This is a genomic window from Pseudomonas sp. TE3786 (assembly GCF_054057335.1).
The window spans coordinates 104,565-127,959 of record NZ_JBSRZF010000006.1 but is presented as its reverse complement, the minus strand read 5'-3'; the positions used below and the strand labels follow the sequence as shown (position 1 = coordinate 127,959).

The following is a 23,395-nucleotide window of genomic DNA, read 5'->3' as shown; positions in this document are numbered from 1 at the left end:
CTCCTAACCCTCACCAACGGCAAAGCCTTCGGCCTTCATTTTTTTCAACAAATCCTGCCAGCGCGAAAGCTTTTTGGTGTCACTACGTTTGCCAGTGGAACCTGGCAGGTACAGACCTTCGGCATTGAAGGAATACACCGGTAATAAATCTTTGCGTTGCGAGGCGGGGCGAATATCGCCGATCAGATTGTCCAGTACCAGCGGCTGCGCCGTGGGGCTGGAGTAGTAGGTCAGCACCATGTGCGCCTGGTTGTAGTTCAGCGCCTTAACGTACGTGATGCGCAGCTTTTCGCTGGGAATTCCCAGGCGGCGCAAGGTGAAATATTTGGCGATGGAGTAGTCCTCACAATCGCCGGCACCTTTGACCAGCGCCTCCAGCGGCGTGGCCCAGTAGTCTTCCTGGCGCCAGTTGCGCGCATCGTCGACAAAGCGCAGTTCACGGTTGAAGAACTTGTTCACCACGCTGAGTTTTTCGTTCTCGGGTAGAGCGTCGCTGGAGTTGATCAGGTCGCTCCAGGAGAGGATGCGTTCCTTGGCTTCGCCCAGATTGCCGTAGCGACTCTCGGCGGTTTTGAGGATGACGGCGAAGTCCCAGTTGGCGTAGACACTGGCCACTCCCACCAGCAACGCGAACAGCAAAGACAGGCCCGCGCGTGCCAGAGGCAGGCGCCCTTGTCGTCCTTGATTGCGCTGCCGAAGCTGCATGTCGCGTCTCCGCCGAAGATGGAGTGATTCTAGGCAGTTGAGGCGGAATTTGCTGTAGCTGAGGTGGGAAAATTTCAGCAGTTTTCGGGGTTTTTGTAGGAGGGCTTCAGCTTCGACTTCTGCACGCAGAGCGATAAAAGCATCGCGGCGCAAGCCGCTCCTACCGCGCGTCATAACGCCTGATTCGCCGCGATGACCGTGCATCCCATTTGCCTATCAACCGCGGTGCGAACCTCGGCAATCTGCCGGCCTGACTTCGGCTGGGCTTTTTGGTGGTTGACCGCGACTCTGGAATGCCTAATACTAAATTAACGCTTAACGTTAAGGATTAAAGCGTGATCCTGAACTTTGCTTGTAAGGATACTGAGCAGCTGTTTGTGACAGGCCGTTCCAGGCGTTGGGGCAACTTCCTCAACGCTGCCACCCGCAAGCTCGTCATGTTGCATGCAGCGGTTGAGCTCCGCGACTTGAAGGCGCCGCCGGGCAATATGCTGGAGGCGTTGCAGGGAAACAGAGCGGGTCAACACAGCATCAGGATCAATGGCCAGTTCCGTATCTGTTTTGTCTGGACGGATACGGGGCCTGAACAGGTTGAAATCGTCGATTACCACTGAGGAGGCTGACCATGCCTGTTAACGGGATGCGCGCCATTCACCCAGGTGAGGTGCTGCGCGAAGAGTTTCTCGAGCCGCTGGGCATTACCCCCACTGCACTTGCGCGTGCCTTGCATGTCTCGACACCGACCATCAACGACATCGTCCGTGAGCGCCGTGGCGTAACGGCAGATGTGGCGATTCGACTGGCTCGCTATTTCGATACGACGGCGCAGTTCTGGATGAATCTGCAGAGTGAATACGCACTGAGCGTGGCCTTGGCGGCCAACGGCGAGGAAATCGAGCAAAACGTCGAGCCGCTGTTGGCGCAAGCCTAGGGCCGGGGTGGCGGCTATCAGCGCTGCAGCGTCTTCTGCCGCAGGATGTAGATCGTCACGCACACCGCGCTGGTCAGCATGAAGGTACGGGCCCAGAACATCGGCACCAGGTAGCAGGAAAAACCGATGCTCAGCCACATCAGGCCAATGGCGTAGACCTTGCCCTTGAGCGGAATACCGTTGCCGTCGAGGTAGTCGCGAATCCACGGGCCGAGCTTGGGATGGTCGACCAGCCAGCGGTAGAACCGTTCGGAGCTTCTGGCAAAACAGGCGGCCGCCAGCAGCAGGAAGGGGGTGGTGGGCAGTACCGGCAGAAAGATGCCGACCACGCCCAACACCACGCTCAGCCAACCCAGGGTCAGCAGCGCGTAGCGAATGGCGGGGTTACGGTTTTCGTGGACCTTACGACTCATCCACGACCCTTAGTGGTGACGGGGTTTGAGCAGTGCGGGCTTTTCGTCGGGGGCTTGGCAGAGCAGGAAGAGGGCGGTGAGTGCTTCGGGGATCTGCTCGACCATGTCGTCCATCAGGTCGGCGTCCTTGGCGATATCGGCGAACTCGGCTTCTTCGTCAAACAGACCGGAACCGACCATGATCGGCAGCAGCAGCTCGCTGACTTCCTCTTCGGCAGTTTCGAACCAGGCCGCTTCGCGCATGAACACGCCTTCCATAAAGCCGATGCACCAGCCGCGAATGTCGGAATCATCCGGCTCTTCGCCCAGATCCAGATCGCAGGGCAGTTCGAGGTCGTCATCGGCGGCGAGCATGCGGCCGATATGGGCTTTGAGTTGAATCAGGGTGGCTTCGATTTCGTCGCGTTCGGCGTCATCGCGATAGTGCGGGGCTTCGGAGAACAGCGCATCGATCCATTCGCGCTCGGGAACGTCCACGGTGCAAATCGAGAGGGCGGTCAGAAAGCCATGAGCGGCCACATAGTCCAAGGCTTCTTCATGCAGCTCATCGGCGTCGAGGAAGGCTTGCAGGCGGGTCAATTGCGCGGCGAAGGACATTACGGCACTACCTAATGGGACTGAATGCGCAGGATTTTAGCCTGTATAGCCCGCTGGCGCGGCGCTCTTGGCAGATTTTTTTCGCCAGCGTCCGAGCCCTGCAAGATTTTTCGCCAGGCAATCACCGATGGGCGTCGTCCATTGCGCTGGGGTGCTGACGTATACTGCGGCGCTTTTCCGCCTGCACTTCTGCAACAGCTTGGGGTTTATATGCTCGAACCGGCTCTGCGCATCCTTAAAGACGTCTTTGGCTACGACAGCTTTCGTGGGCGTCAGGGTGCGATCATCGAGCGCGTGGCCAGTGGTGGCGATGCCCTGGTACTGATGCCCACCGGCGGCGGCAAGTCTCTGTGTTTTCAGGTGCCGGCGCTGCTGCGTCCGGGCCTGGCGGTGGTGGTTTCGCCACTGATCGCACTGATGGAAGACCAGGTTGCCACCCTCGATGAACTGGGCGTGGCCGCCGTGGCGCTGAACTCCACCCTGAGCGCCGCCGAACAGCGGCAGATTGCCGACCGTATCCGCCGCAATGAAATCAAGCTGCTCTACGTCGCGCCGGAGCGTCTGGTGCAGCCGCGCATGCTGGAGTTTCTGCAGGATCTGGATATCGCCCTGTTCGCCATCGACGAAGCGCACTGCGTGTCGCAATGGGGTCATGACTTCCGTCCGGAATATCTGCAACTGGGCCAGCTCGCCGAGCTGTTCCCCCATGTGCCGCGCATTGCCCTGACCGCCACGGCGGATATGCGCACCCGCGAAGAGATCGTCACCCGTCTGCACCTGCAGAACGCCGAGCGCTTTCTGTCCAGCTTCGACCGGCCGAATATTTTTTACCGCATCGTGCCCAAAGAGCAGCCGCGCAAGCAGCTGTTGGCGTTCCTTAAAGAACGCAAGGGCGATGCCGGCATCGTCTATTGCCTGTCGCGCAAGAAGGTCGAAGAGGTTGCCGCGTACCTCAGTGCGGAAGGTTTTCCTGCGCTGCCGTACCACGCCGGGCTGCCTTATGAGCTGCGGGCGTCGAACCAGAAGCGCTTCCTTAACGAGGAAGGCCTGATCATGGTGGCGACCATCGCCTTCGGTATGGGCATCGACAAACCCAACGTGCGCTTTGTCGCTCACTTGGATTTGCCGAAATCCCTGGAGGCCTATTACCAGGAAACCGGTCGTGCCGGCCGTGACGGCCTGCCAGCGGATGCCTGGATGGCGTACGGCCTGCAGGACGTGATCACCCTCAAGCAGATGCTGCAAAGCTCCGAAGGCGACGAGCGCCACAAGCGTCTGGAACAGCACAAGCTGGATGCCATGCTGGCCTTGTGTGAGCAGATCCGCTGCCGCCGTCAGGCGCTGCTGCAGTACTTCGACGAAGAGTTACCGCAGCCCTGCGGGCATTGCGACAACTGTGTCGACCAGGTGCAAACCTGGGACGCCACCGAGCCCGCACGGCAGGCCTTGTCGGCGATCTTCCGCAGCGGTCAGCGTTATGGCGTTGGCCACCTGGTGGACGTGTTGCTCGGCAAAGACAACGACAAGGTACGCAGCAGCGGCCATCAGCACCTGTCGGTATTCGGTATGGGCAAGGCCCTCAGCGAAGCCGAATGGCGCTCGCTGTTCCGCCAGTTGGTGGCGCGCGGCCTGGCTGATGTCGATCTGGAAGGCTATGGCGGTCTGCGCCTGAGCGAAAGCTGCCGGCCTCTGCTGCGTGGCGAAGTGAGTCTGGAGCTGCGCCGCGACCTGAAACCGCAACTGGCGGCCAAAGGTTCGTCGTCCGGTGGCAGCCCGGCCAGTCAACTGGTTCGCCCGGACGAGCGCGACCAGTGGGAAGCCCTGCGCGCCCTGCGGCGCAAGCTGGCGGAAGAACATGCGGTGCCGCCCTATGTCATCTTCCCCGACTCGACGCTGCTGGAAATGCTCCGCAGCCAGCCGAGCTCGATGGCGGAAATGGGCGAGGTCAGCGGCGTCGGCGCGCGCAAACTGGAGCGTTATGGCGCGGCCTTCCTCGAAGTGCTCAGCGGCGCGGCGGAAATCGCGCCGGTGGTGGTCGATATCCGCCACGAACTGGTCAGCCTGGCTCGCGCCGGGATGACCCCGCAGCAGATCGCCAGTCAGCTCAAATGCACCGAGAAAAACGTCTATAGCCTGTTGGCCGAAGCCATTGGCCGCCAGCAGTTGTCGCTGGAACAGGCTTTGGATCTGCCGATGGAGCTGCTCGGCGAAATCCAGGATGCGTTTCTGGATGCCGACGGCGAATTGCCCGCAGTAACGGCGATTGCCGAGCAGTTCGCCGGGCGGGTGCCGGAAGGCGTGTTGTACTGCGTGCGGGCTGCTTTGCAGGCTGAGTTCGAGGTTTAACCGCCTCGCGGCTGTAGCCGCTCCTAGGCTCTGCACAACCCGTAGGAGCGGCTACAGCCGCGATGGCTTTCAGCTCGACAAAGTTCCGGCGTCAACAAATCGCCAGGCTTGTTCCCTGAACTGCCAGCGGCTATGGTGTCAAAAAGCCTCCCCACGAAGAGAAGAGGTAACGGGTGCCGCTCCATCACGCCTGGCTGGACGATGTCCGCCCCAATCCCTATGCCGACCAGCTCTCCCTGGGTTTTCGCCTGTTGCGCTTCGTGCGCCCGCTGGAACTCGAATACCGCCAATACATGAGCGAAGACAGCTTCGACCTCAAGCGCATCGCTTTGAGTGTGGGCATGGTGCTGTGGCTGGCGTTCGCCGTGCTCGATTCTGCCCTGATCAGCGGTCCGCAACTGTGGTGGATGCAAGGCGTGCGCTTCGGTGTGCTGGCGATGCTGATGATCTGCGCGTTCCTGGTGTTGCAACGCAAGCATGTGCACCTGCTGGTGCCGCTCAGCCTCACCTGCATCGGTGGGCTGGGGCTGGGGGCGGCGGCCGTGGTGGCCATCGCCCATACCGTCGATACCACTTACCCCTACGAAGGCCTGCTGCTGGTGTGCATGGCCGCCTACTTTTTGGTGGGGCTGCGGCTGTCCGAGGCGGTGGCCAGCTCGATGCTGGTGCTGCTGGCTTACGTGTTTTTCGAGTTGCTGGCCGGCTTGCCGATTCCGCGGCTGATCAACAACGTGCTGTTTCTGCTGTTTGGCAACCTGATGGGAGCGGTGGGTTGCTACCTGTTGGAGTTCAAATCCCGCGAGCATTTTCTGGTCAGCCGCCTGATGCGGGTGCTGGCCGATCACGACAGCCTCACCGGCCTGCACAACCGTCGCAGCTTCAATCGTCAGCTTGAGCGCCTATGGCGCCAGGCGCAGCGGGAAAGCCAGTCGCTGGCCTTACTGCTTTGTGATATCGACCACTTCAAGGCCTACAACGACTGCTACGGCCACCAGGCCGGCGATAACGTGCTGCAGCGTGTCGGCACGGTGCTCGCCGATGCGGCGCGGCGGCCGCTGGATATGTCGGTGCGTCTGGGTGGCGAGGAGTTCGCCGTGCTGCTCTACGACATCACCGATGAACAGGCGCGGGAGCGTGCAGAGGCTTTGCGTGGGGCGCTGGAGAAACTCGGCATTCGCCACGAGCGCTCGACCACGGCTGCCAGCGTGACCATGTCGGTGGGGGTGGCGTGTTTACTGCCGGCCGAGGATGGCGATTTCAGTGTGCTGTACGAGCGCGCGGATCGGGCGCTGTATGAAGCCAAGGCGTTTGGGCGCAATCAGGTGGTGGCGTAGGCGGGCTCTGGTAGGAGCGGCTTCAACCGCGATTCCTGCAATCGCGCTCTCAAGAGTCTCGCGGCTGAAGCTGCTCCTACGGGGCTGCGGGACGCCGCCATCAATCCCCGCGGTATTCACAACCGCTGGTGCAGGTTTCATGAATCCGTACCCGCGACAGCTCTGGCAGCAACGGCTTGAGCTGTTGCCAGATCCATTTGCTCAACACTTCGCTGGTGGGGTTCTCCAGGCCAGGAATGTCATTCAAATAGTTGTGATCGAGCTGTTCATACAGCGGCTTGAAGATCGCTTTGATCTCGGAGAAATCGCGAATCCAGCCGGTGTAAGGGTCGACCTCGCCCTCGATATAGATGGCAACGCGGAAAGAGTGGCCATGCAGACGCCCGCATTTGTGCCCGGCGGGTACGTGGGGTAGGCGGTGTGCGGCTTCGAAGATGAATTCTTTAAACAGTTCCACGACGTAACGCTCTGAAAAAGTGGCGGCAAAAAATCAGCCGGCGAGTCTACCAGCTCAGCCTGGCCTTTACCCGCCGCCGTTTGTCTTTGCGGTCAGGAAGCGCCAGGCGGCTAGGCCTTGAGGTTCAAACGCTTGGCCAGACGGCTCAGGTTGGCGCGGTCCAGGCCCAGTTCCCGCGCAGCGCTGGCCCAGCTGCCTTGGTGGCGTTCCAGGCAGGCGCTGATCAGTTGCCGCTGGTAGTCGTCCAGATGCAGGCGCAGATCGCCGATGGCACCTTCGACCGGGGGCAGGGCAGACGCGCTGCTGCTGGTTACCGCCTGGCTATCCGGCAGGGCCAGGTCAGCGGCCTGCAAGCTGAGGATGCGTGGCCGCTCGCGGCAGGCGGCCAGGGCCTTGAGTGACGCGCGGCCGATCAGGTGTTCCAGCTCGCGTACATTGCCCGGCCAGTCGTAGGCCAGCAGCGCGGCCTGGGCATCGGCTGCCAGGCGCAGGCTGCGCAAGCCCAGGCGCGGGCGGTTGTCTTCGAGAAAGTAGCCGGCCAGCAGCAATACGTCGCGACCCCGTTCACGCAGCGGCGGCACCCGCAACGGGTAGACGCTCAGGCGGTGATAGAGGTCGGCGCGAAAACGCCCGGCGCGCACTTCCTCGGCGAGGTCGCGGTTGGTGGCGGCCAGCACCCGCACATTGACGTGGTGCTCCTTGTCCGAACCCACCCGCTGCAGCTGGCCGCTTTGCAGTACGCGCAGCAACTTGGCCTGCACCGGCAGCGGCAATTCGCCCAGCTCATCGAGAAACAGGGTGCCGCCGTCAGCCAGTTCGAATTTGCCGCGGCGCTCGTTCACCGCGCCGGAGAAGGCACCGCGTACATGGCCAAACAGCTCGCTTTCCACCAGGGTTTCCGGCAAGGCCGCGCAGTTGAGGCTGATCATCGGTGCCTTGGCGCGCGGTGACTGGGCGTGGATGGCCTGGGCCACCAGCTCTTTGCCGACGCCGGTTTCACCGCTGATCAGTACGCTCAGTTCACTGTTGCCGACCACCGCGATCTCTTCCACCAAGCGTTTATGCGCGGCGCTCTGGCCGATCATTTCCTTGGCCTGCACCTGACCGGCTGCCTGTTTGTACACCTCGGCGAGCTGGTGTTGGTCCTGGGCGTCGCGGGCCAGACTGCTGATCCGCTCGCCGGCTTTCACCGTGGCCGCCGCCAGGCTGGAGAAGGCCGCCAGGGTGCTGAGATCGGCCGGGCTAAAGCATTCGGCATCCAGAGCGTCGAGGGTCAGCACACCCCAGGGACGCTCGTCGAGGTACAGCGAGCAGCCCATGCAGTCGTGCACTTCCAGGTGGCCGTGCACGCCATCCACCAGGCCGTCGTAAGGGTCGGGCAGGTCACTGTCGGCGGCAAAATGGGTGGGTTCGCGGTTCTCCAGCAGGGCCTTGAGGCGCGGGTGTTCGGCCACTTTAAAGCGCCGGCCGAGGGTGTCGGCGCTCAGGCCATGCACGGCCAGGGGTACCAACTGGTCGCCGTCCAGACGCAGCAAGGCGGTGGCATCGCAGGGCAGCAGGTCGCGCAGGGCATCCAGCAGGCGGCGATAACGCTCGCTTTCCGGTAGCTCGCGAGACAGGTCGGCCACCAGTGGCAGAAAGGCGTTTAGTAGAGAAGTTGCTGTCATTTCGACCCTCATCGAGTCATCGTGACTCGTGTCTATATGACGTCTATAAGTGTAAGTTATTGAAATATAACAAATAAAAACATGGCATGAAAAATGGAATAACCCGTGGCAGAAACCCTATCACGATCCAGGAGAGAACACATGCTCAGTGCCCCGCAGACCGCTTTGATCAAAGCCACCGTGCCCTTGCTGGAGTCCGGCGGCGAAGCGCTGACCACGCACTTCTACAGCACCATGCTGCGCGACTACCCCGAGGTACGCCCGCTGTTCAATCAGACTCACCAGGCCAGCGGCGCTCAGGCCCGGGCCCTGGCCCATGCGGTGCTGATGTACGCCAAGTTTATCGACCGTCTGGAAAGCCTCGGTCCGCTGGTGGGGCAGATCGTCAACAAGCATGTGGCGCTGCAGATTCTGCCGGAGCATTACCCCATCGTCGGCAGCTGCCTGCTGCAGGCGATTCGTGAGGTGCTGGGCAAGGAAGTGGCCACTGATGAAGTGATAGACGCCTGGGCCACGGCTTACCAGCAGCTGGCGAACCTGTTGATGGGCATCGAAGAGAAGATGTACAGCGACCGCGAGCAGGCCACCGGTGGCTGGCGCGGCGGTCGGCAATTCCGTCTGGCGCGCAAGGTGGTGGAAAGCGAGGAAATCACCTCGTTGTACTTTGTGCCGGCCGATGGTGGCGCGCTGATGGACTTCGAGCCGGGCCAATATATTGGCTTGCGGGTGGTGATCGACGGCGATGACCTGCGCCGCAACTACTCACTGTCGGCGGCACCGAACCAGCGCGAATACCGCATCAGCGTCAAACGCGAGCCGGGCGGGCGGGTGTCGGGTTATCTGCATGAGCAGTTACAGATTGGCGCTAGCCTGGAGCTGTTTCCGCCCGCGGGTGCCTTTACCCTGCGGCCTTCGGCCAAACCCTTGGCGCTGATCACCGCAGGCGTGGGTATCACCCCGGCACTGGCGATGCTGGAGCAGGCGCTGGACAGCGGGCGCGATATCCACTTTATTCACTGCGCCCGGCACGGTGGTGTGCATGCCTTCCAGGATTGGCTGGCGAGCAAGGCCGAGGCCCATCCACAGCTCAAGCGCTTCTATTGCTACAGCGAGCCGCGTGAAGAAGACCGAGATGTGGCCAGCGGCTTTCTCACCGAAGAACGCCTGGCCCGGTGGTTGCCGCAAGGGCTTGACCTGGACGCCTACTTTCTCGGTCCGCAACCCTTTATGGCCCATGTGAACCGCAGCTTACGTGGCCTGGGTGTGCCGGCGGAGCAGTGCTATTACGAGTTCTTTGGCCCGGCGGGCAAGCTGGAGTAAGCGATGTAGGTGGGCGCTTAATTCAGCCTCGTTGATTTTATGGTTGGCGAATCCGCCGCAGCTCGCCATTCAACCAATCTGCCGATGGCTGCTGCTGGCCGTTGCAGTCCACGCTGTAGGCTTTGCCGCTGATACTGCTACCGGTGGCGGCGCGTTGGATAAAGTCTTCGCTGCTCTCCACCAGGCCTTTGTTCTCCAGATAGTCGAGCTTCTGTTGCAGGTGCATACGCGCTTCCTTGCCGTCGTAGGCGCTGCCGTTGCGGATAAATTGGCAGCCGCTGTTTTCGACGAAGGCCAGCAGCTTGCCGACCTCTTCCTGGCTCTGGGTATTCAGTGCGGCCTGGCTGCTTTCAGTCGCTGCAAGCAGGCAGCAGCTGATGCAGATAGCTCGCCACGTAGGCATGAAAACCAGCATCGTTCCAGTACTCCATATGGCTCAAAGGGGTGTGCCGCTTGTACCAGGGGCCCACGGCCATGGCGCGGTCTTCGCTGACCACGGCGGCGTAGTTGGGCAGTGGTCGCAACGGATAGCCGAGGGCGTCGGCGGGTGCATAGAGGTTAAGCCAGCGCGCCTGTTCGCGCACTTTTGTACTCAGGCAATGGCCGGGAAAACGGATCGGCAGCACCGGGTTATAGGCGAAGGTGAATAGCGGAATATTGCAGCCAAAGGTCACCAGGCCGGCCAGGGTTTCCAGGCCGAGAAAGGGGTCCAGCGCGCAGGTTGGTGTGGCGTTGAGCTGCTGCTGATCCCAGGCGTAGTTGGAAAAAATATGCCCGCCCAGCGAATGCGCCAAAACCACCAGCGGCGTCTGTGCGCCGACTTTGGCGCGCAGCGCCTGCAAGCCCTGGCGCACGGTCTGGTGGACTTCCTGGTAGGTGGTGTCGTAGGCCTCGCTGACCTTGCGGTAACCGCTGGCATCGCCAAGAAACAGCGTGACGGCGCGCCGCAACCAGCGCCAGGTCACCGGTTCTGCCTTGAGTTTTTCCAGGTAGGCGAACTCGCGGTCGTCCAGCACATTGGCCCAGTACAGGCTTTCGAAGGCGACCTGTTCGGCCTGCTCACCAAGGTGCTGGCGCAGCTGGGCGATCAGGGGTTGGGCAAACAGGTGATGCCCTTCGGCATCGCGTTGCTCGGGTTGGGTGCCAATGCCATGGATGATGGCAACTGCAAGCTTCATGACCGGTCCTTGGTACTGCTTATTTAGGGGTATTACAGGGCTTGCAGACGCTCGCCGAGCTTGTTGCCGTCCACCAGTTCGAGGAATTCGTCGCCCAGGCGTCGACTGGCGTCCATGGCGGTGCGCCAGTAACGTTCGCGGCCGCTGTCATCACCCAGATAGCGGGTGAAGTCCTTGCGGTCGGGCAATTTGCCGTGGGGCAGTTTGGCCAGGTAGTCCCGCGACGGTGCCAGCAACAGGACGTTCTGCAGGCGCGTGCTGTCGCCCTTGCGCCAGGGCAGCCCCTTGTCGAACCAGCCGGGGATCACCTTGTCGGTGAAGTGCGGATAGAGCACCACGTCGTCGCCGCTGTAGGGCAGGTCGAGGTGGTAATCGAGCAGGCCGCCGTCGCGGTAAGTGCCTGCGCCTGCGCCGGGAATATCGCGCACGCCTTCCATCACCATCGGAATCGAGCCGGAGGCCAGCAAGGCATGGCGCAGGTTGCCTACATCCAGATGCAGCAGGCGTGAGGGAAAGTCGCTCAATGCCTGGAGCGGCGGCTGGCTCCGGGCATCGTGGAGGATCACCCGCTCGAAATGGCGCGACAGGCGCGGGCGGCCCAGCAGGTTGTTGCCAATCACCGAGGACAAGCCCAGACCCAGCGCACCACGCCGGTCATGGGCGAGCAGGCCGAGGCTTTTCACCACCATGATGTTCAGGCTGTAGTGCGGGTTGTTCAGGACCTGAGCGTCCTGGCCGTCGAGCAGCTCATTGAGCATGCGCACGCAGCTCTGCGACACCTCGGCCATGGTCACGCCCTTGTTGAAGCGCTGCTGGGTATACAACTCGCCCAGGCGCTGGATGCCGGCGGCGGCATCGGGCAGACAGGCACTGGCGAAGCGCCAGGAACCAATGGAGGCACCGATCAAGGCACGTTGACGCGGCGCGCGTGGCAGCCAGTCGCCAAACAGCGCCAGGTCCAGACCCTGAATGCCAAGGGCTTTCGGGCCGCCGGCAGCGCCCGGCAGAATGCCGACATCGGCAGGCGAAAGACCGCGCTCACGAATACGCGCCAGGGCTGTGCTGCCGGCTTTGAGAGTCAGAGAGGGGGACTTGATTTGAATCGCGCTCATGTAGGCCTCCATCACGCAAGGGGGCGATTATAGAGCGGTGCGCTGTAAGACCAAGCGAGTTTTGTTGCGTGAATATGGCGGTAAAACCCAGGGCATAAAAAAACACCGTCGTCCTCGCGAAGGCGGGGACCCAGAATTCAGCAGGGGAATGTGCATTCCTGCCCAATACTGGATTCCCGCCTTCGCGGGAATGACGGTGTCAGGTATTACGAGCAGCGATTAGAAACGGTACGAAACCTGAGTACCGAAGCCATGCGCGCTGTTTTCGTAGGTGGAGCTGTAGCTGCCTTTGCCCGACTGAGCGTTGTCGATCTTGGTGTCTTCTTCCCACAGGTAGGAGTAGGCCAAGTCAACGGTCAAGTCTTCGGTCGGGTTCCAGCCCACACCAAAACTCACGGCAGTGCGGTCGCCGGTTGGAATGCGCGGCGAGCGGTTGGCGTTGTTGGTCGGGCTTTGGTCGAAGGCCAGGCCGGCACGCAGGGTCCACTGTTGGCTCAGCTTGTAGGCGGAACCCAGGGCGTAACCCCAGGTGTCGTGCCAGTTCTGTTCTTCGGTGATGGTGGAGAAGGTGCCAGCCGTTGGGCCTTTGACGCCGTCGTTTTCAACGGTGATTTCTTTCAGTCGGCTCCAGCGGGTCCAGGTGCTACCGGCGTAGACAGTCCAGGCGTCATCGATGTCGTGGGTGATCGAGGCATCCACCGATTCCGGGGTCGTCAGGTCCAGCGAGGCATCGTATTTGCCATAGGCACCAAGAGACTTGTAGATCGGGTCGCTACCGGAAATGGTGGTGTCGCCTTCCAGTTTGTATTTGACCTTGGAGTGGTACGTCACGCCCGCGCGGGTTTGGGGGGTGAATTCGTACAGGGCACCGATGTTGTAGCCGACAGCCGTGTCGTCGCCTTTGATTTTCACGCGGCTATCGCCGAGCGAAGGGTTCAGGCTGCCCAGTGCGCTTTCCAGCTTGCCGTCGATACGGTTGATGGTCGGGCCACCACCAATCGACAGCTGATCGTTGACCCGGAAGCTCACGGTCGGCTGCACGGTGACCACTTTCACTTCGCTGTAGTCGCCGAACTTGCGGCCCTGGAAGCCACCTTCGTAATCGGTGATCAGGCCGAACGGAGCGTACACGCCGACGCCGAAGGTCCACTGATCATTCACCGGGTTGACGTAGTAGCCCATCGGCACTGCAGTGAACGGCACCATATCGCCGTCGTTGCTGCCGCGGCTGGAGCCGCTGGCGTGGCTGATATCGGTTTTGGCCATGATGGCGGCAGCGCCGACGCTGACTTCCTGGCGTTTCAGGCGCGACATGCCGGCCGGGTTGCCGAACAGCGTGGTGGCGTCGTCGGCCGAGGACGAACGGCCGGCGAAGGAAGAACCCATGCCGCTGATGCTTTGTTCGTTGAGGGCAAAACCGCCAGCGATGGAATAGCTGGAAGCGGCGGAAATGGTCAGGGCTAGGGTGGTCTTGAACCAGGCGTGTTTCATCGGAAAGGTCCTGTTGTATTTTTATACGGGGGGCGGAAATTATCAGGAATTTAATTTCCTGAACAGCCGCTCAGGAACGCGACTTTTCGGGCAATTGTCGGACAATTTGAGGCGAATTGATGGCATCGTCGGCAATCTTGTACGAGCGTACTTTGCCCCGGCGGTTCCGCGAAAATTTCACGCAGCCTGGCGAGTCTTTCCTACATGGTGGTGCCAAGCGCGGCTGAAATCGCGCAGCCGTCCCTCGGGCTGGAACACCTGACGCCACACCTGAGCCATGCCCATTATGTCGTCAACATCAGGCAGGCTGGGGCTTTGCGCCTCGACCATCAGCCAGGCAATTGCGGTGGCGTAGCGCAGGTTGACGGTCAATTCGAGGTGCGGCGCGGCCAGAAAAGCATGCTGACTGGCCAGGCCGCGCACGCGGCTGGCCAGTTCCGGATCGAGAGCCAAGTGTTGGTCCCAGAGCATTTGGTGACGCAAATCGGCGATTCGGTACAAACCATGACCGCTTTGGTCATCCAGCGCCGAACCGAGGGCGGACTGACAAGCGGCAGCGCAGAGCAGAAAAGACTCGGCGCAGGGGCTATGGCGATCCAGGTAGAGGAGGGTAGGGCGGATAACGTGTTGGCATAACTCACTGGCGGCGATGCCCATAGGAACCTCTGAAAAAAGGTGGCCGGTGGGACCTTGGCGCCTGGCAGCGGATTTAGGTACGGATTTCGAAAAGGCCCCACCGGGAGCGGGGTTAGCCGCTCCTGTTGAAGCATAGTCAGACCATTGTGCTGTAAAGGGCTGTTTTTAAATCATTTACGGCTTTACCGATGGCTGTATATGCCTCGCTGTACTTAAAACGACGTTTTAGAGCGATTTGCGGCTCTGTGGGGGCGCGGCCGTGGTCAGACGCCAGTAGCGACCGGGCGGCTTGGATCGATAATCCACTCGCTCCACGAGCCGGCGTATAGCGGTGCCAGGGGGTAGCCGGCCAGGCACAGGGCGAACAGGTTATGGCAGGCGGTCACCCCTGAGCCGCAGTAGGCCACCAGCCCATCGACCGAGCGTTCGCCGAGAAAGCTGGCGAAGCGCGCGCGCAGTTGCTCGGCGGGCAGGAAGCGCCCGTCGCTGCCTAGGTTGTCGGTAAATACCGCGCATTGAGCGCCAGGGATGTGGCCGGCCACCGGGTCGATGGGCTCCACTTCGCCTTTAAACCGCGGCAGGGCGCGAGCGTCGATCAGGGTGAGTTCCGGGTCGCCGAGGAGAATTTCCAGCTGCTCGGCGCGGATCACCAGGCGGTCATCGGCTTGGCCGGCAAAGTCGCCAGCAGTGCGCTCAGGCAGCGCTTGATCCAGCGCCAGGCCGGCTTCTTTCCAGGCCTTCAAACCGCCATTGAGCAGGTAGACGTTGTCACGTTTGCCCAACCAGGCCAGCAGCCACCAGGCGTGGGCCGCGAAGGCACCAGGGTCGTCGTCATAGAGGATCACTTCGCTGGCGTTGTTCAGGCCCCAGGCGCGTAGCTGTTGGCTAAGCGTTTCTGGCTTGGGCAGCGGATGGCGACCGGTGCGGCCTTTGACGATGGTGCCGGACAGGTGCTGTTCAAGGTCAGCGAATACGGCACCGGGAATATGCCCCTCGGCATAACTGCGTTGGCCGTAGGCCAGGTCGTCGAGGGCAAAGCGGCAGTCGAGAATCAGGCGATCTGGGCCGGCCGGGCGGCTGGCCAGTTCAGCAGGGGTGATCAGTTGCGCGAAGGACATGATGGGCACCTGAGACAAATCGGGGCGCCCATCTTAAACATAGTTATCAACCGGGATCACTGTGGGAGGGCTTTAGCCGCGATGCTTTTAAAAAAATCAAAGGTATCGCGGCGAAAGCCCCTCCCACAAAGCTGTGCATCGCTCAGTCGAGTTTCAGCTTGCCAATGCGGTCATTTTCCAGGCTGCCAAAGTACAGGTAGCCACCCACCGGTTTCACCGAAGTGACCATGCGCAGGTTGCTGCCGCTGGTGTCGTGCAGGCTGCGGATGATCTTGCCTTGTTCGTCGACGGCAATCGCCAGGCCGTATTTGGCCGGCTTGGGCCACAGGCTGCGCGGCAGCTTGGCCAATTGTGCTTTCAGCCAGGGCTGGCCTTGGAGGAAGTCGGCATCGGCTTTGCGCGGGGTAGGCAGGGCGACCCAGAAGGTGCCAGCGCGGTCGCCTTGAACGTTGTCGGGCATGCCCGGCAGGTTGTCGATAAAGATGTCATGGGTGCCGGCTTTCGGACCTTTGAGCCAGAGGCGGCTGATGCGATAGCGGTACGTTTCGTTGACCAGGACGAAATCTTCGTTGGCCGACAGTGCCACACCATTGGCGAAGTACAGGTCTTTGAGCAGCACCTCGGTGGTTTTGCTCGCCGGGTCGTAGCGCAGCAGACGGCCATAAGGGCGGCCTTCGAGGAGGTCGAGCAGGTAGTCCGGTTGTTCGAACTTGCTCGAGGCATCGGAGAAGTAGATGCGCCCGTCGCTGGCGATATCCAGATCGTCGGTGAAGCGGAACGGCACGCCGCCGGCTTCGCTGCTCAGTACGCTGATCTGGCCCTGGGGATCGATGCTCAGCAGGCCTTTGTAGGCGTCGGCAACAATCAGGTTGCCCTTGGCGTCGAAGTCCATGCCCAGTGGGCGGCCCTTGGTTTCGGCGAAGGTTTCGACGCTGCCGTCGGTTTTGATGCGGATCACCTTGCCGTCATGGGTGCCGCCATACACGCGGCCCTGGCTGTCCACGGCGGTGTCTTCAGGCCCGTGCACCTGCCCTTTGGCCAGCAGCTCGGCCTTCATCAGCGAATCATTGGGTTCCAGTACCCCGGTCATTGCCGGTTCGTGGGGCGGGGTCCAGGCCAGCGGGTCGATCGGGCTGGGCTTGGCCAGCAGATAGACCACGGCAACGACCAACAGCAGGGCAACCAGGCCCAGAAACTTTTTCATGACATATCCTTGTTCTGATTATTGTCGGACAAAACAAAACGACGGCAGCATAGGAGCGCCGATTACGCAGGGCAAGTCGTGAATCACCCGCGAATCACCGACCATAGGCGGGCTCGATATATACTGCGCGGCATTATTTAAGGAGATGCATGTGGCCATCGAAATCAATTGGATCCGCGATGACGCCAGCTTGGCGCAGCTTTGCGCCGAATGGCGGCGTCTGCCGTACGTGGCCCTCGACACCGAATTCATGCGGGTCGACACCTTCTATCCCATTGCTGGCCTGCTGCAGGTGTGTGATGGCAGCCAGGTTTATCTGATCGATCCGCTGTTGATTCAGAGCTGGGACGCCTTTGCCGAGCTGTTGGCCGACCCGGCGGTGCTCAAGGTCCTGCACGCTTGCAGCGAAGACCTCGAAGTGTTTTCCCGCCTCACCGGCACCTTGCCGCTGCCGCTGTTCGACACCCAGATCGCCGCCGCTTACCTCAATATCGGTTTTTCCATGGGCTATTCGCGCCTGGTGCAGAGCGTGCTGGATATCGAACTGCCCAAAGGTGAAACCCGTTCCGACTGGCTGCAGCGCCCGCTGTCGGAGACCCAGATCAGCTACGCCGCCGAAGATGTACTGCACCTGGCCGAGGTTTATCAGGCACTGCGCGCCAAGTTGCCGCCGGATAAAAACGCTTGGGTGCTGGAAGATGGCGACGAGATGGTCGCCAACCTGCGCCGCGAGATCGACCCCTTTGATGTGTACCGCGATGCCAAGCTCGGCTGGAAACTGCCGCCGGCCAAACTCGCCGTGCTGCGCGAGCTGTATGCCTGGCGCGAGCAGCAGGCGCGCCTGCGCAACCAGCCGCGCAACCGGGTGATCCGGGAAAACTCGCTGTGGCCGATGGCGCGCAGTCAGCCGGATAACCTGGTGGCCCTGGCGCGCATTGAAGACATGCACCCGAAAACCGTGCGTCAGGACGGCGAGTTCCTCCTCGGTCTGATCAAGCAGGCTGCCGCCAAACCGGCCGAGGAGTGGCCCGAACCAATCCCCGAGCCGCTACCGGTAGAAGCCGCAGCCCTGCTCAAGGTGTTGCGCGCCATTGGCCAGGCGGAGGCCGAGCGCCTGGATATCGCCCCGGAAATCATGCTGCGCAAGAAAGTGCTCGAAGCGCTGCTGAAAAGCGGCTACCCCAACGGTCCTTACCAACTGCCGGACTCCCTGCGCGGTTGGCGTCGTGAATTGATGGGCCAGGAACTGCTCGACAGCCTGGCAGCCTCCACCCAGGAACAACAGGCATGAAGCAGATCTGCTCGATTTACCGCAGTCCGAAAAAAAACGAGATGTACCTTTATGTGCTCAAGGCCGATGCCTTGAAGAAGGTGCCGGAAACCTTGCTGGTGGCCTTTGGGCCGCCCAGGCACACCTTTGATTTGGTGTTGAGTCCGGAGCGGGCGCTGGCCCGTGAGGATATTCACAAGGTGCTGGAGAACTTGGAAAAGCAGGGTTACCACCTGCAGATGCCGCCCGCTGAAGACGAGTACATTCAACATCTGCCGGAAGAGCTGCTGCGTAGAAACGACCCTGTGTAAAGCGACTTCCTGAGCCTCGGCCAGGCGGCGTTGCATCCTCGCTTTTAATGCTCACGTACTGCAGTACGCTGCGCTTAAAAGCTCCGCGGTGCCTTGCCCGGCTTTAGCCGAGTAAGTCGGAAGAAGCTGTAAAGGCAAAAAAGCAAAAGCAAAGCCGGGCGGAGTCCTGGCAATCCCACCGTATTTCTCTGTCTTGAGGTGCTGCCACCTAGCGTGGCCTCGCCGTGTTTGAAGGTTTTCCTGCCCCATGCGCGTTTTACTTGCTGAACATGACCACGCCCTGTATGCCGACTTGCTGCGTGCCATTCAACCCGATCTGGACCTGGCAATCAGCGCTGATCCCACCGAGCTAGCGCAGTTGGCACCGGGCTGTGAGGTGTGGCTGGGTGAACCCGATCTGCTCGCCACTGTGCTGCGCAAGGGCCATAAGCCGCAGTGGCTGCAGTCGACCTGGGCGGGCATTACGCCGCTGCTGCTCAAGGATCTGCCCACCGACTACCGCCTGACCCGCGCGGTGGGGATTTTTGGCCAGGTGATGGCCGAGTACGTGCTCACCTATATGCTCGCCCATGAACGCGAAGTGCTGGCGCGTCTGGCCGCGCAGGTCGAGCGGCGCTGGGACAACCATGCACCGCACAGCCTGGCCGGACGGCGGGTGCTGATCGTTGGTAGCGGCGATATCGGCCTGAGCGTGGCGCAGTTTCTCGCCGCCTTCGGCGTGGAGCTGTACGGCGTGGCCAGTGCGGCCCGCGAGTTGGCACCATTCAAGGAAGTGGCGGATATGGCCGAGTTGCCGCGTCTGGTCGGGCAGGCCGACTATGTGATCAACCTGCTCCCGGACACCGCCAACACCCACGATATCTACGACGCTGCGCTGTTTGCCCGTTTCCTGCCGACCGCGCTGTTTATCAATGCCGGGCGCGGCGTGGCGGTGGTGGACGCCGACTTGGTGGCGGCCTTGCGCGAGGGTCATCTGGCCGGCGCGATCATCGATGTCTGCCGTCAGGAGCCGTTGCCGGCGCGTCATCCGTTCTGGACCGCGTTTGGCTTGCTACTCACCGGCCACAGCTCGGCACCGACTCAGCCGCCGCTGATGGCCCAGCTGTTTCTGGACAATTTGCAGCGCTACCAGAACGGCCAACCGTTGCGCGGCGAAGTGGACTTTTCCAAGGGCTATTGAGAGTAGCGAGCCAAGAGTGGTTCGCAGGCCGGTAAAAAGGCCTGCAACCGTTTGGCAATGCGGCCTTGGCCGGTGCTCGGGCAGGCGCTAGACTGCGCCCCTTTCACCAGCCCGTAGCTTGCCATGGCCGCCATAGTCCAACCCTTCTGGAAACGCAAAACCCTCGACCAGCTCGACCAGGACGAGTGGGAGTCGCTGTGCGACGGCTGCGGCCTGTGCTGCCTGCAAAAGCTCGAAGACGAAGACGATGGCAGCGTTTACTACACGCGTATTGCCTGCAAGCTACTGGACCTGAAAACCTGCCGCTGCAGCAACTACGCCAACCGCCGCCAGTTCGTCCCCGACTGCATCCAGCTCACCCCTGGGCAAGCCAGTGAATTCCAATGGCTACCGCCCACCTGCGGTTACCGCCTGGTAGCCGAAGGCAAGGATCTGGAAAGCTGGCACCCGCTGGTGTGCGGCGACCCGGAAATGGTCCACAACGCCGGCATTTCGCAGGTCGGCACGATGCTCAGTGAGACCGCCGTCGCTGAAGATGACTGGGAAGACTATATGATCTTCCGCTCCGGCTAAGACCTCTCAGTCCCCCGGTTCCTGTAGGAGCGGCTTCAGCCGCGATGCTTTTAACGATCTACAGCATCGCGGCTGAAGCCGCTCCTACGAGATCCGGGCGCTGAATCACGGTCAGAGGGAATTACCGCGCCGCGTTACAAGGAACAGTTTTAGATGCCCATTCACCGCCACCTGCTTGCCTCTGCCGCCTTTTTCGCCTTCAGCAACCCGCTGTGGGCCGCGGAAAAAGTCGACCTCGATTACACCGTGCGTTTCCTCCCCGACAGCGACCAGGCCGAAGTGCGCCTGGCCTTGGAAGAGGGCACCGCGGTGCGCAGCCTGAGCTTCAACCTGGGCAAAAAAGGCTACTACAGCGACTTCAAAACCGACGGCACCTGGCAGCTTGGCACTGCGCAAACCGGCGAGGCGCAGCAGGGCGTGTGGCAGCCTGGCAAAGGCAAGACCAGCCTCACGTACCGCGTGCGCATCAGCCACCCGCGACCGTCGGCCGATGGCAAAACCACCAGCTACGACGCGCGCATGACCGCCGACTGGGCGCTGCTGCGCGGCGATGATCTGGTGCCCAGCGCCCGTCTGGACCAGCACGAAGGCACCGAGCTGGTTTCGCGTCTGCAATTTGAATTGCCCAAGGGTTGGAAAAGCGTGGAAACCGGTTGGCCGCGCATCGGCAAGAACCGCTTCCGCATCGACAACCCTTCGCGTCTGCTGGATCGCCCAACCGGCTGGATTCTCGCCGGCAAGATCGGCACCCGCCGCGCCAAGCTGGGGGAAACCGAGGTCACGGTCGCCGCCCCGGTCGGTGCCGGCATGCGCCGTATGGACGTGCTGACCCTGCTCACTTTCGTCTGGCCGCAAGTGCAGGCAGTGTTCCCCCGCGACCCGGCCAAGCTGCTGGTGGTCGGCGCTGGCAACCCCATGTGGCGGGGTGGCCTCTCGGCCTCCAATTCGTTGTTTATGCACGCTGACCGGCCGCTGGTCAGCGAAAACGGCACCAGCTCCCTGGTGCATGAGCTGGTGCATGTGTTCAGCCGCATCCGCGACACCGACAAGAGTGACTGGATCAGCGAAGGCCTGGCCGAGTACTACGCCATCGAACTGGTGCACCGCGCCGGCGGCATGAGCGAAGAGCGCTACCAGGCGGTGAACGCCAACCTCAAGCAATGGAGCCGCAAGGTCGACACTTTGCGCGGCAACAGCGTCAGCGGCCGCACCACGGCGCGGGCGGTACTGCTACTGCAGGACCTCGACCGGGAGATCCGCAAAGGCACCGACAACAAACGCTCCCTCGACGATGTCAGCCGTGGGTTGATGCGTATGGATGGGGTCAGTACCAAAGACTTCATCAGCTTGAGTGAAGAGGTGCTGGGCGGCAGCTCGAAGGTGCTGGATACGCCGTTGCTTAAGGCCCCTGAGTAATCAAAAACTCCACCCACATGGAAATGCGATCCCTTGTGGGAGGGGCTTTAGCCGCGAGCTTTTGATTTTGCTGGTTCAGGACTGAAACGACTTGCCAAACAACGGCCCGGACTTGGTATTCAAGCCCTTGGCCATTCGGTCATAGAGCACCACATTGACCGTCGCCGCCAGGTTCATGCAGCCATTGGTGGGGATGTAGATCACCTCTTCGCACCATGCCAACACCTCTTTGCCCAGCGAGCCATCTTCGGGACCGAAGATATAGATCGCTCGATCCGGGTGGGTGTATTCGGTCAGCGGCTTGGCGCCTTCCACCAGTTCCACCGCCACCGGCGTGCAGCCCAGGGGAATGATGCTCTGCAGATCTTCGACGCCGATCAGCGGGATGTCCTGATGGACTTTCTTGGTGTCGGTGCTGAACTCCTGGGCGCGGGCATAACGCTTGCCGGTGTAGAACACCGAGTTCACCCCGTAGCAGCCGGCGGCGCGCATCACCGCGCCGACGTTGTCGGGGGACTTCGGATTGAATAGACCAATACAGCTGTAACGACGATTAGCCACGTAGCGCTCTCTTATTGCTTGCTTTTCAGCAGGGCGGCCAGGTCGGCAAAGGCCTTGTGGGTCACCTTCGGCCCGGTCGGGCTGGCGGTGGAGCCTTCGCTGAAGTACTGCTGGTCGGTGTAGCGCGAGTGCTCGTTGTCGTGACAGAACAGGCACAGCAGCTCCCAGTTGGAGCCGTCCTGCGGGTTGTTGTCGTGGTTGTGGTCGCGGTGGTGCACGGTCAGTTCGCTCAGGCGTTTGCCTTCGAACTCGCGCTGGCAGCGGCCACAGATATGCGGGTACATCTTCAGGGCCTTGGCCCGGTAACCCTCTTCGCGGCTGCGTTGGGCTTCGGCGATCAGGCGGTCGGTCTTGAGGGTGGCCGCCGATTTTTCAGTGCTCATGGGAATACCTGTTCAGTCCAGGGTGTCGGTGTGTTGCCGCTATGGTGAGCCCGGCAGGCGGGCTTCTCAAGCGTCGGTCAGGGTTAAGGGCGTTTTTCCGCAATCCAGATGGTATGCCGGGTGCCTTTGTTGCCGTGGGCATAGACCTGCACCTCTTCCACCTTGAAACCGGCCTTGGCCACCCGTTCGGAGAATTTGCGGTCGGCACTGGCCGACCACACCGCGAGAATGCCCTTGGGCCGCAAGGCGCGGTGGCAGCTGTGCAAGCCGGCCGCGGAGTACAGCCAGCTATTACCTTTCTGGGTCAGACCTTCGGGGCCGTTGTCGACATCCAGCATGATGGCGTCGAACCCCGCGGGCTCGCTTTGCAGCACCTGGGCGACATCGGCGCAGCGTATTTCGCTGCGTGGATCGTCGATCGGCATGCCGGCCTTGGTGCCCAGCGGGCCGCGGTTCCACTCGATGACCCCGGGCACCAGCTCGGCGACCAGCACCTGAGCATTCGCCCCCAGGTGCTTGAGCGCCGAAGCCAGGGTAAAGCCCATGCCCAGACCGCCAATCAGCACCCGCGGTTGCGGGCGATGGGTCACCCGTTTGCACGGGATTTCCGCCAGGGCATCTTCCGAGCCATGCATGCGCGTGTTCATCAGTTGGCCGCCGTCGCCGCCCTGAATCTTGATCACGAAATCCTCGCCATACTCGAACAGGCACAGGGCGCCACCATTTTCGGGAATAGGGGCGGTGTCGAGCAGTACGAAACGTTTCATTGAGGGTGAGCCTAATGCGGGGCGCGTAGTCTAACGTTCACGCCAGGGTAGAGGAGGTGCGTTATGCAAATGTCCAGATCGATGGTGCTGGTGGCAGGCCTGCTGGGAGCGACCTGGGCTGTGGCGGCAACGCCCGGTTCGCCCGGCACCGCGACGCCGCAACCGTACCAGACCATCCAGCCGCGCAATGTCCCAATGCTGGCACCCCGCGCGAGTGTGCCGGGCACCTACGATTCACGACGCTTGCCACCCGCCAACACGGTCAACCCGCGAGACAATGGCTTGCCACAGATGCAGCAGGTGCCGAGTACGCCCAAGGTGCAGCCAGCGCAGCCAGTGAGACCGAGAGTGGAGTGATATGGGCTTTTCGTAGGAGCGGCTTCAGCCGCGATGCTTTTAAGATCAAGAGCATCGCGGCTAAAGCC

The 23,395-nt window shown here is 61.6% G+C and carries 26 protein-coding genes; 11 read left to right on the top strand and 15 right to left on the bottom strand.

The genetic code is table 11. The annotated features are described in order from the left end of the window. Positions 1–3: 3 nt before the first annotated feature. On the bottom strand, positions 4–705 hold the full coding sequence (gene lapG, locus ACVW0Y_RS09375; RefSeq protein ID WP_457437748.1) for a cysteine protease LapG: 702 nt from the start codon (positions 703–705) through the stop codon (positions 4–6). Positions 706–1,040: 335 nt separating this feature from the next. On the opposite strand from lapG, the gene ACVW0Y_RS09370 reads away from it, so the two are divergent. Together ACVW0Y_RS09370 and ACVW0Y_RS09365 are read left to right on the top strand one after the other, a co-directional pair. Then, on the top strand, positions 1,041–1,319 hold the full coding sequence (locus ACVW0Y_RS09370) for a type II toxin-antitoxin system RelE/ParE family toxin (RefSeq protein ID WP_457437747.1): 279 nt from the start codon (positions 1,041–1,043) through the stop codon (positions 1,317–1,319). An 11-nt stretch (positions 1,320–1,330) separates the two neighbouring features. After that, a complete protein-coding gene (locus ACVW0Y_RS09365; protein WP_457437746.1) occupies positions 1,331–1,636 on the top strand; it encodes a HigA family addiction module antitoxin in 306 nt (101 codons plus the stop codon). A gap of 17 nt (positions 1,637–1,653) precedes the next feature. Here the strand turns inward: ACVW0Y_RS09365 and ACVW0Y_RS09360 are convergent, their stop codons facing one another. Both ACVW0Y_RS09360 and ACVW0Y_RS09355 read right to left on the bottom strand, forming a co-directional pair. Further along, positions 1,654–2,049, bottom strand: coding sequence for a YbaN family protein (locus ACVW0Y_RS09360; protein ID WP_457437745.1), 396 nt, complete (start codon positions 2,047–2,049; stop codon positions 1,654–1,656). A gap of 9 nt (positions 2,050–2,058) precedes the next feature. Continuing rightward, on the bottom strand, positions 2,059–2,646 hold the full coding sequence (locus tag ACVW0Y_RS09355; protein WP_457437743.1) for a UPF0149 family protein: 588 nt from the start codon (positions 2,644–2,646) through the stop codon (positions 2,059–2,061). A gap of 210 nt (positions 2,647–2,856) precedes the next feature. On the opposite strand from ACVW0Y_RS09355, the gene recQ reads away from it, so the two are divergent. Next, positions 2,857–4,992 carry a DNA helicase RecQ gene (recQ, locus tag ACVW0Y_RS09350; RefSeq protein WP_457437741.1) on the top strand — a complete coding sequence of 712 codons (2,136 nt, stop codon included), beginning with the start codon at positions 2,857–2,859 and terminating at the stop codon, positions 4,990–4,992. Positions 4,993–5,165: 173 nt separating this feature from the next. Then, the gene (locus ACVW0Y_RS09345; protein WP_457437739.1) at positions 5,166–6,326 is read left to right on the top strand and encodes a diguanylate cyclase domain-containing protein; all 1,161 of its coding nucleotides are present in this window, start codon (positions 5,166–5,168) and stop codon (positions 6,324–6,326) included. A gap of 100 nt (positions 6,327–6,426) precedes the next feature. Here the strand turns inward: ACVW0Y_RS09345 and queD are convergent, their stop codons facing one another. Together queD and norR are read right to left on the bottom strand one after the other, a co-directional pair. After that, positions 6,427–6,783: a 6-carboxytetrahydropterin synthase QueD gene (gene queD / locus ACVW0Y_RS09340; protein ID WP_110617600.1), complete on the bottom strand. Its 357-nt coding sequence runs from the start codon at positions 6,781–6,783 to the stop codon at positions 6,427–6,429. A gap of 110 nt (positions 6,784–6,893) precedes the next feature. Beyond that, the gene (gene norR, locus ACVW0Y_RS09335) at positions 6,894–8,450 is read right to left on the bottom strand and encodes a nitric oxide reductase transcriptional regulator NorR (RefSeq protein WP_457437738.1); all 1,557 of its coding nucleotides are present in this window, start codon (positions 8,448–8,450) and stop codon (positions 6,894–6,896) included. 141 nt (positions 8,451–8,591) lie between these two features. Between norR and hmpA the strand changes: the two genes are divergently transcribed. After that, complete coding sequence (gene hmpA / locus ACVW0Y_RS09330) at positions 8,592–9,770, top strand: NO-inducible flavohemoprotein (RefSeq protein WP_457437737.1); 1,179 nt, start codon at positions 8,592–8,594, stop codon at positions 9,768–9,770. A gap of 37 nt (positions 9,771–9,807) precedes the next feature. Here the strand turns inward: hmpA and ACVW0Y_RS09325 are convergent, their stop codons facing one another. The 7 genes from ACVW0Y_RS09325 to ACVW0Y_RS09295 all read right to left on the bottom strand — a co-directional run bounded on the left by ACVW0Y_RS09325 (position 9,808) and on the right by ACVW0Y_RS09295 (position 16,509). Then, the gene (locus ACVW0Y_RS09325) at positions 9,808–10,173 is read right to left on the bottom strand and encodes a DUF5329 domain-containing protein (protein ID WP_457437735.1); all 366 of its coding nucleotides are present in this window, start codon (positions 10,171–10,173) and stop codon (positions 9,808–9,810) included. Further along, positions 10,121–10,948 carry a hypothetical protein gene (locus ACVW0Y_RS09320; protein WP_457437734.1) on the bottom strand — a complete coding sequence of 276 codons (828 nt, stop codon included), beginning with the start codon at positions 10,946–10,948 and terminating at the stop codon, positions 10,121–10,123. The genes ACVW0Y_RS09325 and ACVW0Y_RS09320 overlap by 53 nt, the downstream gene beginning before the upstream one ends. Positions 10,949–10,980: 32 nt before the next feature. Then, a complete protein-coding gene (locus ACVW0Y_RS09315) occupies positions 10,981–12,060 on the bottom strand; it encodes a patatin-like phospholipase family protein (RefSeq protein WP_457437733.1) in 1,080 nt (359 codons plus the stop codon). Positions 12,061–12,279: 219 nt separating this feature from the next. Further along, the gene (locus tag ACVW0Y_RS09310; protein ID WP_457437732.1) at positions 12,280–13,551 is read right to left on the bottom strand and encodes an OmpP1/FadL family transporter; all 1,272 of its coding nucleotides are present in this window, start codon (positions 13,549–13,551) and stop codon (positions 12,280–12,282) included. A gap of 177 nt (positions 13,552–13,728) precedes the next feature. Beyond that, positions 13,729–14,208, bottom strand: coding sequence for a hypothetical protein (locus ACVW0Y_RS09305; RefSeq protein ID WP_457437731.1), 480 nt, complete (start codon positions 14,206–14,208; stop codon positions 13,729–13,731). 242 nt (positions 14,209–14,450) lie between these two features. Then, positions 14,451–15,305 (bottom strand): sulfurtransferase, encoded by an 855-nt coding sequence (locus ACVW0Y_RS09300; RefSeq protein ID WP_457437730.1) that lies wholly within the window; start codon positions 15,303–15,305, stop codon positions 14,451–14,453. Positions 15,306–15,447: 142 nt separating this feature from the next. Beyond that, positions 15,448–16,509: an SMP-30/gluconolactonase/LRE family protein gene (locus ACVW0Y_RS09295; protein ID WP_457437729.1), complete on the bottom strand. Its 1,062-nt coding sequence runs from the start codon at positions 16,507–16,509 to the stop codon at positions 15,448–15,450. A gap of 151 nt (positions 16,510–16,660) precedes the next feature. On the opposite strand from ACVW0Y_RS09295, the gene rnd reads away from it, so the two are divergent. The 5 genes from rnd to ACVW0Y_RS09270 all read left to right on the top strand — a co-directional run bounded on the left by rnd (position 16,661) and on the right by ACVW0Y_RS09270 (position 21,259). Next, complete coding sequence (gene rnd / locus ACVW0Y_RS09290) at positions 16,661–17,800, top strand: ribonuclease D (RefSeq protein ID WP_457437728.1); 1,140 nt, start codon at positions 16,661–16,663, stop codon at positions 17,798–17,800. Continuing rightward, positions 17,797–18,090 (top strand): YcgL domain-containing protein, encoded by a 294-nt coding sequence (locus tag ACVW0Y_RS09285; RefSeq protein WP_457437727.1) that lies wholly within the window; start codon positions 17,797–17,799, stop codon positions 18,088–18,090. Before rnd ends, ACVW0Y_RS09285 begins: the two co-directional genes overlap by 4 nt. 247 nt (positions 18,091–18,337) lie before the next feature. Beyond that, on the top strand, positions 18,338–19,270 hold the full coding sequence (locus ACVW0Y_RS09280; protein ID WP_457437725.1) for a D-2-hydroxyacid dehydrogenase: 933 nt from the start codon (positions 18,338–18,340) through the stop codon (positions 19,268–19,270). A 123-nt stretch (positions 19,271–19,393) separates the two neighbouring features. Continuing rightward, positions 19,394–19,843 carry a YcgN family cysteine cluster protein gene (locus ACVW0Y_RS09275; protein ID WP_457437724.1) on the top strand — a complete coding sequence of 150 codons (450 nt, stop codon included), beginning with the start codon at positions 19,394–19,396 and terminating at the stop codon, positions 19,841–19,843. Positions 19,844–19,996: 153 nt separating this feature from the next. After that, positions 19,997–21,259 (top strand): hypothetical protein, encoded by a 1,263-nt coding sequence (locus ACVW0Y_RS09270; RefSeq protein ID WP_457437723.1) that lies wholly within the window; start codon positions 19,997–19,999, stop codon positions 21,257–21,259. Positions 21,260–21,334: 75 nt separating this feature from the next. Here ACVW0Y_RS09270 and ACVW0Y_RS09265 read toward each other — a convergent pair whose 3' ends face one another. From ACVW0Y_RS09265 to ACVW0Y_RS09255, 3 genes are all read right to left on the bottom strand, one after another. Then, positions 21,335–21,820 (bottom strand): RNA methyltransferase, encoded by a 486-nt coding sequence (locus ACVW0Y_RS09265; RefSeq protein WP_457437721.1) that lies wholly within the window; start codon positions 21,818–21,820, stop codon positions 21,335–21,337. An 11-nt stretch (positions 21,821–21,831) separates the two neighbouring features. Further along, complete coding sequence (locus ACVW0Y_RS09260; RefSeq protein WP_457437720.1) at positions 21,832–22,203, bottom strand: YajD family HNH nuclease; 372 nt, start codon at positions 22,201–22,203, stop codon at positions 21,832–21,834. Between the two features lie 83 nt (positions 22,204–22,286). Next, positions 22,287–22,970: a spermidine synthase gene (locus tag ACVW0Y_RS09255; protein ID WP_457437718.1), complete on the bottom strand. Its 684-nt coding sequence runs from the start codon at positions 22,968–22,970 to the stop codon at positions 22,287–22,289. Between the two features lie 63 nt (positions 22,971–23,033). Here ACVW0Y_RS09255 and ACVW0Y_RS09250 point away from each other — a divergent pair, with 63 nt between their 5' ends. Then, positions 23,034–23,327, top strand: coding sequence for a hypothetical protein (locus ACVW0Y_RS09250; protein ID WP_457437716.1), 294 nt, complete (start codon positions 23,034–23,036; stop codon positions 23,325–23,327). The last annotated feature ends 68 nt before the right edge of the window (positions 23,328–23,395 follow it).